The following is a 12,006-nucleotide window of genomic DNA, read 5'->3' on the forward strand; positions in this document are numbered from 1 at the left end:
ATGACCACATTCACCGTGCCCGACGAGCAAGCCAAGATTGCGGTGCGCAACCTGAACTTCTACTACGGCAAATTCCATGCCCTCAAGGGCATCAATCTGAACATTCCCGAGAAGAAGGTCACCGCCTTCATCGGCCCGTCGGGTTGCGGCAAGTCGACCCTGCTGCGCACCTTCAACCGCATGTTCGAGCTGTACCCCGAGCAACGGGCCGAAGGCGAGATCGTGCTGGATGGCGAGAACCTGCTCACCTCCAAGCAGGACGTGGCCCTGATCCGTGCCAAGGTCGGCATGGTGTTTCAGAAGCCGACGCCCTTCCCGATGTCGATCTACGACAACATCGCCTTCGGTGTGAAGCTGTTTGAGAACCTCAGCGCCACCGACATGGATGATCGCGTTGAATGGGCCTTGCGCAAGGCGGCACTCTGGACCGAGGTGAAGGACAAGCTCAACCAGAGCGGTTCGGGCCTGTCCGGTGGCCAGCAGCAGCGTCTGTGCATTGCCCGCGGCATTGCCATCAAGCCTGAGGTTCTGTTGCTTGACGAGCCCTGCTCGGCGCTTGATCCGATCTCCACCGCCAAGGTGGAAGAGCTGATCGCCGAGTTGAAGGATGACTACACCGTGGTCATCGTGACCCACAACATGCAGCAGGCGGCACGCTGCAGCGACTACACCGCCTACATGTACCTGGGCGATCTGGTCGAGTTCGGCGAGACGGAACAGATGTTCTTCAAGCCCACCCGCAAAGAAACAGAAGACTACATCACAGGCCGTTTCGGTTGAGGAGGGCAGCATGCCTGAAAAACATCTTTCCACCCAGTTCGACAGTGATCTCAACGGCGTTTCGTCGCGGGTCATGGAGCTGGGCGGCCTGGTTGAATCCCAGATCCATCAAGCCATCTACTCGCTGTCGAACTTCAGCACCGAGGCTGCGGCCCAGGTGATCGACATCGAACAGCGGGTCAATGCCATGGAGATCGAGATCGACCGAGATCTCGCCTCCATCATTGCGCGGCGCCAGCCCACGGCGCGCGACCTGCGCCTGTTGCTGGCCATCTCCAAGACCACGGCCAACCTGGAGCGCGTGGGCGACGAGGCCAGCAAGATCGCCCGCATGGTCAAGTCGATCATCGAAAGCGGCTCGGCCCGCCAACTGCCTTCCACCGACCTGCGTGTGGCGGCGGACTTGGCGGCCGGCCTGCTGCGCAAGGCGCTCGACGCCTTTGCCCGGCTTGACACCTCCACGGCCGTGGCCATTCTCAAAGAGGATGACCTGATCGACCGGGAGTTCGACGGTTTCGTGCGCAAGCTCATCACCTACATGATGGAAGACCCCCGCACGATCTCGCCCAGCCTGGATCTGCTGTTCCTGGCCAAGGCCATCGAGCGCATCGGTGACCATGCCAAGAACATTGCCGAGTTCATCATTTACGTCGTCAAGGGCACGGATGTGCGCCACGCGTCCATCGACGACGTGGAGTCCGCCGTCCGGTGATCTGCCATGAAGAAGCTGCCCCATATCCTGATCGTTGAAGATGAGCCGGCGATTGCCGAGCTGATCGCGGTCAACCTGCGCCACAACGGCTTTCAGCCGGTGTGGGCCGAAGACGGCATTTCGGCCCAGCGCGAGCTGGATGCCGTGCTGCCCGATGTCATCCTGCTGGACTGGATGCTGCCCGGCCAGAGCGGTGTGGCCCTGGCGCGCAAATGGCGCGCCGACGCCCGCACCAAGGGTGTCCCGATCCTGATGCTGACCGCGCGCGGCGACGAGTCCGACAAGGTGGCGGGTCTTGACGCGGGTGCCGACGACTACATCACCAAGCCCTTTTCCACCCAGGAGTTGCTGGCGCGCATCCGTGCCGTGCTGCGCCGCCGGGCCCCGGAGCAGGTGTCCGACACGGTGACCATCGGTGAACTGGTGCTCGATGCAGCCACCTACCGGGTCACGTTCTCGGGCCAGCCGCTCAAGGTCGGCCCCACCGAGTTCAAGCTGCTGCACTACCTCATGAAGCATTCCGAGCGCGTGCACAGCCGTTCGCAATTGCTCGACAAGGTGTGGGGCGACCATGTGTTCATCGAAGAGCGCACCGTCGACGTGCACGTCAAACGCCTGCGTGAGGCCCTGGGTGGGGCCGGCACCATGGTCGAAACCGTGCGCGGCGCGGGCTACCGGCTCACCGGTCAGCCCCAGGTGGCGGTGTCTGCCCCCGCGTCGGTTGCTCCTGTGGCTTCTGCTGCTTCTGTTGCTTCCGCCTGACGGCCTGACTGGCCTTTCTCATGACATTCCGGTTCTTGACTTTTGCCGGGGCCCAGCTGTTGGCGGTCCTGGCAGGGTGGTCGCTGGGCGACGCCCTGGGGGCCCTGCTGGCCTTGCTGCTGGGCACCTGGCTGTGGTTTCTGCTTGACCTGTGGCGTGGCCTGCGGGTGCGCCGCTGGTTGCGCAAAGGCCAACTCGATGAGGCCCCCGCCCTGGGCGGCCTGTGGGGCGAGGTGGCCGACCGGGCGCGACGCATGCTGCGCCAACTGGTCAAGAAGGCCGAGGACAGCGAAGCCCGGCTGCAGGAGTTTCTGCTGGCCATCCAGGCCTCGCCCAACGGCGTGGTGCTGCTGGACCCCGAAGGTCACATCGAATGGTGCAACCAGACCGCAGCCGAGCATTTCGGTTTCGATCCGGATCGGGACCTGATGCAGTCCATCGGCAACCTGTTGCGCGAGCCGGTTTTTGCCGCCTATTACGCCTCGCGCGACTACAGCCACGACATTGTGATGAACGGCCGTGGCAGCACCTTGTCCCGGCCGGTGCGCCTGTCGGTGCACCTGCACGGCTATGGCGAAGGACGGCGTCTGCTGCTGTCGCGCGACATCACCGCACTCGACCAGGCCGACGCCATGCGCCGCGACTTCGTGGCCAACGTGTCGCACGAAATCCGCACCCCACTGACCGTGCTGTCGGGATTCATCGAGACTTTGCAGACCCTCAACCTCGAAAATCACGAGCGCCAGCACTACCTGAACCTGATGTCCCAACAGGCCAGCCGCATGCAGACCGTGGTGAGTGACCTGCTCACGCTGTCGCGTCTGGAGGGCAGCCCCGCTCCGGGCTTGACCGAGTGGGTGGGGGTGCAGGGGCTGCTCATGCACTGCGAGCAGGAGGCTCAGGCTCTGTCGGGCGTGATCGGCAGCCACAGCGGGCGGCGCCACCAGATCCACTTCGACATCGAGGCGGCGCGCAGCCTCGACCTGGCCGGTTCACACAACGAGTTGCAAAGCGCCTTGTCCAACCTGGTCAGCAATGCCGTGCGCTACACCCCGGGCGGTGGCAGCATCCAGGTCAGCTGGCACATGCTGCCGGACGGGCGGGCTGAGTTTGACGTGCGGGATTCGGGCCCAGGCATTGCGCCTGAGCACCTGCCGCGCCTTACCGAGCGCTTCTACCGCGTGGACCGCAGCCGCTCGCGTGAAACCGGTGGCACCGGCCTGGGCCTGGCCATCGTCAAGCACGTGGTGCAGCGCCACGGGGCCCAGCTCAACATCGAAAGCACGCTGGGTGTGGGCTCGCGGTTCTCGATCGTGTTCCCTGCCAGCCGCTTGCGGCAGGCCGTTCCCGCACTCACCGGGGCGATGCCATCGGGCGGTGCACAGCGCGCCAAAGAAGCGGCATGAAGATGGCCGCCACGGCGGCCAGTGCCACGGTGCTGCCAGCCCAGAAGGCATCAGGCCGTTCCCAGGGTGCCCAGCCGGCCAGGCCGCGGTAGGCCAGCCAGTAGCCGCCGCCCAGGCCGGCACCCCACAGCAAGGCGCCGTACACCACCAGCGTGACCACCGTCACGCGGTAGCAGCGCAGCACAAATACGCACAGGGTCTGGGCCGCATCGAACAGGTGGTACAGCGCCACCCACACCAGCAGGGGCGCGGCCTGGCGGGCCACCTCGGCCTGCTGGGTGTAGAGCCGGGGCAGCGCGGCATGGCCCAGCCACAGCGCGGTGGAGCACAGCGTGGCCAAGCCCATGGCCAGCAGCAAGCCGGTTCGGATCGCCTGCCGGGCCCGGGCCGGCTGGCGCCCCCCCAGCCAGTAGCTGGTGCGGGCACTGGTGGCGATGGCGATCGACAAGGGCACCATGTAAAGCACGGCCACCAGGTTGGCCGCAATCTGGTGGCTGGCCGCCGCGGTGGTGCCCAGGCGGGCAACGAACAGCGCCATCAGCGTGAAGGAGGTCACCTCGACCAGGATGGACAGGCCGGCCGGCAGCCCCAGGCGCAGAAACTGGCCCAACTGCTGCCAGTCGGGGGGCTCGGGCCGTTGCCACAGGCGGTAGGGGTGATAGACCGTCTGCCGGCTCAGCATCAGCGCAGCCAGGGCGGCCATCGCGCCATTCACGGCCAGGGTGGCCCAGGCGCAGCCCGTGGCCCCCTGTGCGGTGACACCGGCGCCGCCCCAAGCCCACCACATCGACAGCGGCACCTTCAGCGCCAGCCCCGCCAACTGCAGCCAGGTGACCAGGCGCGGCAGGTGCAGGGCCTGGTTCAGCGTGCTGTAGACGCGAAACAGCAGCGCCGGCGGCAATGCCAGGGCCAGCACTTGCAGGTAATGGCCCACATCGGCGCGCAGCTCGTCGGGCACCCCGGTCCAGCGCAGCAAGGCGTCGGGCTGGAGCAGCACGCCCATGCCCAGCACCGAAGCGACCGCACACAGGTACAGCGACTGGCGCACCGACCGCCCCACTGCCAGCGGGCGCTCTGCGCCTTCCAATTCGGCCCAGACCGGCAGCAAGGCCTGCAGCACCCCCATCAAGCCCACGTAGACGCTGATGTACACGGCCGAACCCACGGCCAGCGCGGCCAGGGCCTCGGGTGAATGGCGGCCGGCCACCAGGGTGTCGGTGACGCCGAAGGCCATCACGGCCAATTGGCCGGCCAGCACCGTGCCCGCATGGCGGGCAATGAGGCGCAACTCGCTCAAGTTCAGCTCCCGGCCCGGCGGTAGACCAGCACGGATTCGCGCTGCTCACCCTGGCGCCACACATTGGTTTCGTAGATCCAGTTCGGGCCGTCGTGGGTTTCCAGCCAGCCCATCAACTGGTTGCGGTCCACCAGCAGCCAGTCGCAGCGGGTGTTGGCACCGGTGGGTACCAGGCGCAGATCGCCATGCACCTGGAAGGCCGCCGTCTGGTCGGGGCTCAGGCCGTAGACCTCGGCGCAGGTGGCCGTGCCCATCAGGGCCCGCGCCGACTGCACCATGCTGGCGTAACTCAGCGCGTAATCGAGCAGAGGCAGCCACAGCGTCATCAGCAGGATCCAGCCCAGCGCGGCACCGCTGGCGGGCAGCACCAGGCTCTTCCAGATTGCGGCACGGTGGCGGCCGGCGCGCCATTTCACCAGCCACAGCCAGGCGCCGGTGGCGGCCACTGCACACAGCAGGGGGAACCACGACAGCTCCGGCCGGAATCCAGGCGCCAGCCGTGCCACATTGGCCGCCGGTTGTGCCGGAAAGCCGGTTTGCATGGCCAGCCACACCACCCAGATCACCAGCGCGGCGCTGGTAAAGAACAGCAGCGTGAACCAATCGATCAGTGCCCCCATGCTGCGGCTCAACGTGGGCAGGGCAAAGGCGGCCAGGGTGGCCAGTGCCGGCAGGCCGAGCAGCAGCGCCCGGTCGGCTGGCGGGGTGGTGAAGGTGATCACCACCGACACGGCCACGAAGCAGATGGGCAGCCCCAGGTGCAAAGGCCATGGGTCCGTGCGCAGGTGATGGCGCCAGCGCCACAGCGACCACAGCGCCAGCGGCCAGGCAGGCCAGGCAAACCACAGCAGCAGGCGGGCCAGGCTGCGCGCCTCGCCAAAGCTGGGCCACACCATGCGCCAGTGCGCCAGATCCAGCTGGTAGACCAGCACGCCCACGCCAGCCGTCACGCAGGCGGCAGCCAGCGAGGTCTCGCGGGGCCACGCCGGGCGTTGGTGGCCTTCGGTGTCGGCGTCGGTCTGCAGGCGGATCAGTACCGCGCTGGCCGCTCCAAGCACCAGTGCCACAGTGGGTGCACCGCTCAGGGCCAGGCCAGCCAGCCCCAGCACCAGGGCCGTCAGCGGGGCCCAGCGCCGATAGGGGCTGGCGGCGACCGCATAGAAGGTGAGCGTGGTGCAGGTGAGTTGGGCCAGGTAAGAGGTGACTTCATGGCTGGGCCGGGCCAGCCCCAGGCAGGCCATCAGCGCCAGCAGGCCGCCATCGGCCAGGGCGCGGGCGTAATCATTGGGGCGGGCCTCGCCTCCGAAGGCGAAGGCCACGGGTTGGGCCCGCGGGCTGCGGGCCAGGTAATACACGCCGTACCAGGTGGCCACCAGGGTCAGGGCCAGCATGGCCATGAAGGGCAAGCGGGTCACCAGCTCGGGCGGCCAGCTGGCCGGCGCCAGTTGCAGCATCCAGGCGCCGATCCAGTAAGCCAGCAGGCCGTCGTTCTCGGGGGCCAGCCCGGCCAGGGTGGGCTGCAGCCAACTGGTGTGGCCGGCCGCCATTTCCATCATGTAGCCCAGTTCGGCGATGTCGGCGCCTTTCCAGGGCGCGCGGCCCCAGAAGCCGGCCAGCACGTAGGCGGCACACAGGCCGATCAGGGCCCAGCGGGGCAGGCGACGGACAGCGCTCTGGGCAACGATGGCGGGTGAGGTCGAGTTCAAGGTGCGGGTAGGGAAGAGTCGTGGCAACCGGGCCGCCCGCTGCGGGGGGCAAAATGCAGCGGACAAGAAAAAAGGCAGCTCGGGGACCGGGCTGCCTTTTTAGCAGAAGTCTGAGCGGCGAGAGTCGCCGCCTTTGACTTACTTGCTGGCGGTGGCCAGCTTGCCGAAACGGTTGCGGAAGCGTTCGACGCGACCACCCATGTTGTCCACCGACTTTTGGGTGCCGGTGTAGAAGGGGTGGGATTCGCTGGAAGTGTCCAGCTTGAACAGGGGCAGTTCGCGACCGTCTTCGGTCTTGCCCATTTCCTTGGTGTTCACGCAGGAACGGGTCACAAACTTGAAACCGTTGGAGAGGTCCACAAACAGGACTTCGCGGTAGTTCGGGTGAATGCCTTCTTTGGCCATGGTCTTACCTTTTAGGAAGTTGCGAGAGCCACTGCACAAACCACTGCACAGCACTTTTCGCCAAAAGCCCTCGATTATCCCATTTTTCTGACAGCCGGCTCAAGGCTTTTTTACCGTCGACCGTTCTCAGACGGATTCCACCCCGCACCAGTTCACCAGGTAGTGCGCCAGCGTCAGGGTGACCCGGCGCATGCTGGCCAGCGAAACCGCTTCGTCGATGCCGTGGATGTCGCGTGCCAACGGGCCGTAATTGGTGACCGGGATGTCGGTCATCAGGCTGAAGTGCCGCCCGTCGGTAGTGGCGGTGCAGGCCAGGCGCTCGGCCTCGCGGCCGTTCACCGCCAGGTGGGCCTGGGCCAGCGCCTGCATGGCCGGGTGATCGAGGTCATACACACAGCCTGGCGAGCGATGGCCCTGGGTGCTGATCTCGACTTGCAGGGCCGGGTTCAGGGCCTGGGCCTTGGCGCGCAAGCGCTGGCTGATCAGGGCCACCGCGGCATCCGGTTCGGTGCCTGGGTAGTAGCTGCAACGCAGGCCCAAGGTGCAGGTGCAAGGCACGGAGGAGTTCCATTCACCCCCCTCGATGCGCCCCAGGTTGAAGTTGATCGGGTGGGCCACGTCCCGGAAGGCCGGGTGGCGGTTCTCCGGTGCATTCCATTCGGCTTCCAGCAGCTTCAAGTCGGCCATCAGTTCGTGGGCCGCCTCGATGGGGTTCAGGCCCTGGCCCATGTAGGCCACATGGGCCGGCCGCCCGGTCAGGGTGACGAACAGCCAGCTCACACCCACCTGGGCCGCCATCAGGGTTTCGGCAAAGGGCTCGGGGATGATCACCGCGTCAAAGTCGGTCAGGCGCGCCTTGGCCAGGGCGTTCTGCAGGGCATGTACCGTGGCCAAGGTGCCGTTGCCGGTGTTCTCTTCGTCCAGCACAGCATTGAAGCCCACCACCCCGGCCGGTTGCAGGCCGAGCCGGCGCAAGGCCTTGAAGGCCATCAGGGCGCAGACGATGCCCCCCTTCATGTCGCCCGCGCCCCGGCCAAACAGCCAGTCGTCCTTCACATGGGGCTGGAAGGGCGGTGCGCTCCAGAGGGCCTCAGGGCCGGTCGGCACCACATCCAGGTGCCCGTTGAACAGCACTGAGCGCCCGCGAGGGCCTTGCTTGTTGCGTGGCAGGTGCCGGGCCAGCAGGTTGTAGCGCCCGCCATCGGGGTCGCAGGGGCAGGAGAACAGGGGCGAGCGACGGATGCGATCGCTGTCGAGCACGATGCGTTCGCAGTCCAGGCCCAGGGCTCGCAGTTGGGCCTCCAGAAAATCGGCGGCCGGCTGCTCGGCCCCTGAGGGGCTGCGCGCTGCCACGAAGGCACTCAGGGTGTCGATCATCTCGGCGTCGAGTTGCGCCACGGCCTGTTGCAGCGCTGCGGCTGTCGGTGCGGGGTGAGAGGTCATTTCGGGGCCATTCAAATGGAGAGGTGATGGGAAGTTGGGCCTCAGCCGCCGTCTTTCAGCACACCATCCAGCTTGTCGATCAGCTCGTCGGCGTTGGTTTTTGAAAACACCAGGGGCGGGCGGATCTTCAGGCAGTTGGCCTGCGGGCCCGAGGCGCTGAGCAGCACGCCGGCGCGGCGCAGGCCGTTCACCACCCGGGCGGCCAGCGGGCCGTCTGCCTGCTGGCGGGCCCGGTCATTCACCAGCTCCACGCTCACGAACAGGCCGGCACCGCGCACATCCCCCACCGCCTCATGGCGGGCGGCCAGTGACTGCAGGCCATCGCGCAGGTACTGGCCCACGGCCAGGGCGTTGGCCTGCAGGGCCTCTTGCTCGATCACGTCGAGCACGGCGCTGGCCACTGCCATCGACACCGGGTTGCCGCCAAAGGTATTGAAGTAACGGCACTCGCGCCCGAAGGCGGCCAGCACCTCGGGCCGCACGGCCAGGCCCGCCACCGGGTGGCCGTTGCCCATGGGTTTGCCCAGGGTCACGATGTCGGGCACCAGGCCGTGGCGTTCAAAGCCCCAGAAGGCCTCGCCCGTGCGGCCGAAGCCGGGCTGCACCTCGTCAGCGATGAACAGGCCGCCAGCCTCGCGCATGGCCTGCACGGCGGGCTGCAGAAAGCCTGCCGGGGCGGTGCACAGACCGTCGCTGGAGAACACCGTGTCGACCAGCAGGGCCGCGGGGCGCAGGCCCTGGGCTTGCAGGTCGGCGATGGCGGCGCGCACATCGCGGGCCAGGCGTTGGCCCAGATCAGTGGCAGGCTCACGGTAGCTGTCGGGGGCGGCCACGGTGCGCACGGCGGCGCCCAGCTTCATGCCGGCCCCCAGCGAGGGCGAGGCCTCGGCCAGCACGGTGGTCACGCCGTGATAAGCCCAGCGGGTGATGACCACGCCCTGCGCCCCGGTGTGGGCGCGTGCGATGCGCAGCGCCAGGTCATTGGCCTCGCTGCCGGTGCAGGTGAACATGGCCTGGCCCAGCTCGCTGGGCAGGTGGCCCAGCAGGCGCTCGGCGTAGTCAAGCACGCCCTCGTGCAGGTAGCGGGTGTGGGTGTTGAGCTGGGCCGCCTGGCGGGCCAGGGCTTGCACCACCTGGGGGTGGGCGTGGCCCACGCTGGCCACGTTGTTGTAGGCATCCAGGTAGCGGCGTCCCTGGGCGTCGTACAGCCAAACCCCTTCACCGCGCACCAGGTGCAGAGGTTCTTCGTAGAAAAGGCGGTAGGCGGGGCCCAGCAGGCGGGCGCGGCGTTCCAGCAGGGCGGCGGTGTCGGACGATGCTGTGGGGTGGTGCATGGGGATGACTTTCAGCCGCAGGCTTGCCGAAGTGCGGCCTCGGCCTGGGTCGGGGTGGCGGAATCCAGGGCTTGCAGGCGGGCCCAGGAGATGGCGTTGTTGCGCAGCAGGTAAGGCGCGTTGTCGGGTTGGCGGGCGGCGCGCCAGCCGCTGATGGCCACCACCATCACCAGGCGGGCCCGCACCAGATCGGTCAGCAGTTCCAGCTCCAGCGGCTGCAGCGGCCATTCAGCGTGGTAGGCCGCGGCGAAGCCTGCGATGGCCGCCAGCGCCTGGGGGGCACCCCCCTCACCGCGCGCATCCAGCTGGTACGACGCGGCCACGGCCAGGTCGTTCACGCGGGGGCCCATCACCACATCGCCAAAGTCAAGGATGCCACTGACCTGATCGGTGTGCTGTGCATTGACCAGCAGGTTGTAGAGATTGAAGTCGTTGTGGATGGCCTGACGTGGCAGGTGGCCCAGCCGGGGCAGCACGCGCTCGACAAAGCCGTCAAGGGCCCGGTGGGCCAGGGCCTGACGGGCCGGGTCGTTCACATGCACCAGCAGGCCTCGCACCAGGTCGGCACGCTGGATGTCCCAGGGCAGGGCCTGCTCGCCGGCCGGGTGACTGACGTCGGCCAGGGCATGGTCCAGGCGGGCCAGCAGGCGGGCCACGTTCAGGCGCTGGGCCTCGGAGCGTGGGGCCTGGGGCATGGGCAGCCCTTCCAGGTAGCTGAACAGGCGCACCACGCGATGGCCTCCGTCGGGCCAGTCCAGGGTCAGGCTGGGCTGGCCGTTGACCGTGGGCAGCAGGCGCTGCACCGGCAGCTCGGGGGCCCGGCTCGCCAGGTGCAGCAGCACCTGGGTCTGAAAATCGGCCACCAGCGCGCTTTCCTGGGGGTGCGAGATCTTCAGCATGCAGGCGGCTCCCTGCCGGGGCCGGACCAGGAAGTTGGCGTCGCGTTCGCCGCTGAGGGCCTGCAATTCAAGCTCGTGCAGGCCATAGTGCTGGCGCAGCAGCCCACGGGCCTCGTCCAGGGAGACCGGGGCGGGGGGCGCGCTCAGCAGGGCGGCGCCGGGCAGCAGGGCCGCGCTGTCGTGTGCCGGGTGTTTCAGGGGGGCAGCGGGTGCGAGCGTGCTCATCTCAAGCCACCGACTCAAAGCCGCGCAGGGCGCTCACCAGGTTGGGCCCCAGGTCATCGCCCAGGTAGCCGCCCTCCTGCACCAGCACGGTGGGCAGGCCCAGGCGGGCGATCTCGGCCGTGATGCGGGCAAAGCCCGGGGTGCTGACCGCCAGCATGCGGTAGGGGTCGTTTTCGTGGGCGTCCAGTCCCAGCGCCACCACCAGGGCGCCGGGGGCGTAGGCACGCAGGCTGTTCAGGGCCTTCTGAAGGGTTTGCAGGTAGCCTTCATCGCCCGTGCCACGCGGCAAGGGCAGGTTGATGTTGTAGCCCAGGCCCTCGCCCTCGCCGTGCTCATGGGCATGCCCTGTGAAGTAGGGTGTGCACACGTGGGGGTCGGCATGCAGCGAGACGGTCAGCACATCCTTGCGACGCCAGAAAATGCCCTGGGTCCCGTTGCCGTGGTGCACGTCGATGTCCAGCACGGCCACCCGGGCATGGCGCTGGCGCAGGTGCTGGGCCGCGATGGCGCTGTTGTTGAGGTAGCAAAAGCCGTTCGCCCGGTCGGTGTAGGCGTGGTGCCCCGGGGGGCGGCACAGCGCGTACACGGCGCGTTCACCGGCCAGCACCAGTTCGGCGGCGTGGGTGGCGCTGTGGGCCGCCGCGGTGGCCGCCTGCCAGGTGTGGCGGCCGATGCTGCAGGCGTTGTCGCCCATGTGGTAGCCGGCCTGGCCCACCAGGTGATCGGGGTAGGTGAAGGGCTGGCCCGGAAAGGGGTAGACGTTGGGCATCACCTCGTCGGAGGCGTTCTCGAGCTGCTGCCAGCGCTCCCAGGCGGTTTCCAGAAAATGCAGGTACTGCGGTGTATGGATGGCGGCGCGCGGGCTGGGGCCATGGTCGTCCGGGGTCAGCACCGTGTGGCCGGCCCCCTGGGCTGCAGCCAGCAGCCGGGTGGCGCGTTCGGGTTGCTCGTTGCTGCGCTTCATGCGGCCGCGCACGATGAACTGTTGCGGGTCGTGGCCCTGGTGCTGGTCGGAGTGGACGATCTTCATGGCGTTG

11 protein-coding genes are annotated in these 12,006 nt (G+C 67.7%); 4 read left to right on the forward strand and 7 right to left on the reverse strand.

Annotated features, from left to right (window positions below; translation table 11 throughout):
* The 4 genes from pstB to phoR are packed head-to-tail and all read left to right on the forward strand — an operon-like array spanning position 1 to position 3,660.
* Positions 1-780: a phosphate ABC transporter ATP-binding protein PstB gene (pstB, locus tag AC3WUT_RS06965; protein WP_492346348.1), complete on the forward strand. Its 780-nt coding sequence runs from the start codon at positions 1-3 to the stop codon at positions 778-780.
* A 10-nt stretch (positions 781-790) separates the two neighbouring features.
* Positions 791-1,492, forward strand: a complete 702-nt coding sequence (gene phoU, locus AC3WUT_RS06970; protein WP_492346349.1) for a phosphate signaling complex protein PhoU — start codon at positions 791-793, stop codon at positions 1,490-1,492.
* Positions 1,493-1,498: 6 nt separating this feature from the next.
* A complete protein-coding gene (gene phoB / locus AC3WUT_RS06975; RefSeq protein WP_492346350.1) occupies positions 1,499-2,254 on the forward strand; it encodes a phosphate regulon transcriptional regulator PhoB in 756 nt (251 codons plus the stop codon).
* A gap of 20 nt (positions 2,255-2,274) precedes the next feature.
* The gene (gene phoR, locus AC3WUT_RS06980) at positions 2,275-3,660 is read left to right on the forward strand and encodes a phosphate regulon sensor histidine kinase PhoR (RefSeq protein ID WP_492346351.1); all 1,386 of its coding nucleotides are present in this window, start codon (positions 2,275-2,277) and stop codon (positions 3,658-3,660) included.
* On the opposite strand, the gene AC3WUT_RS06985 is transcribed toward phoR, so the two are convergent.
* The 7 genes from AC3WUT_RS06985 to AC3WUT_RS07015 all read right to left on the reverse strand — a co-directional run bounded on the left by AC3WUT_RS06985 (position 3,608) and on the right by AC3WUT_RS07015 (position 11,999).
* Positions 3,608-4,957 (reverse strand): MATE family efflux transporter, encoded by a 1,350-nt coding sequence (locus AC3WUT_RS06985; RefSeq protein ID WP_492346352.1) that lies wholly within the window; start codon positions 4,955-4,957, stop codon positions 3,608-3,610. The genes phoR and AC3WUT_RS06985 overlap by 53 nt on opposite strands.
* Positions 4,958-4,959: 2 nt before the next feature.
* Positions 4,960-6,663: a glycosyltransferase family protein gene (locus tag AC3WUT_RS06990; protein ID WP_492346665.1), complete on the reverse strand. Its 1,704-nt coding sequence runs from the start codon at positions 6,661-6,663 to the stop codon at positions 4,960-4,962.
* Between the two features lie 138 nt (positions 6,664-6,801).
* The gene (locus AC3WUT_RS06995; protein ID WP_019573252.1) at positions 6,802-7,068 is read right to left on the reverse strand and encodes a type B 50S ribosomal protein L31; all 267 of its coding nucleotides are present in this window, start codon (positions 7,066-7,068) and stop codon (positions 6,802-6,804) included.
* 126 nt (positions 7,069-7,194) lie between these two features.
* Positions 7,195-8,511, reverse strand: a complete 1,317-nt coding sequence (locus AC3WUT_RS07000) for an ArgE/DapE family deacylase (RefSeq protein WP_492346353.1) — start codon at positions 8,509-8,511, stop codon at positions 7,195-7,197.
* 41 nt (positions 8,512-8,552) lie between these two features.
* Positions 8,553-9,845 carry an aspartate aminotransferase family protein gene (locus AC3WUT_RS07005; protein WP_492346354.1) on the reverse strand — a complete coding sequence of 431 codons (1,293 nt, stop codon included), beginning with the start codon at positions 9,843-9,845 and terminating at the stop codon, positions 8,553-8,555.
* A gap of 11 nt (positions 9,846-9,856) precedes the next feature.
* Positions 9,857-10,969, reverse strand: a complete 1,113-nt coding sequence (locus AC3WUT_RS07010) for a phosphotransferase (RefSeq protein WP_492346355.1) — start codon at positions 10,967-10,969, stop codon at positions 9,857-9,859.
* A 1-nt stretch (position 10,970) separates the two neighbouring features.
* Positions 10,971-11,999 (reverse strand): histone deacetylase family protein, encoded by a 1,029-nt coding sequence (locus tag AC3WUT_RS07015; RefSeq protein WP_492346356.1) that lies wholly within the window; start codon positions 11,997-11,999, stop codon positions 10,971-10,973.
* Positions 12,000-12,006: the final 7 nt, after the last annotated feature.

The sequence above is a fragment of the Curvibacter sp. EU05-FHT14A10 genome, assembly GCF_058791075.1.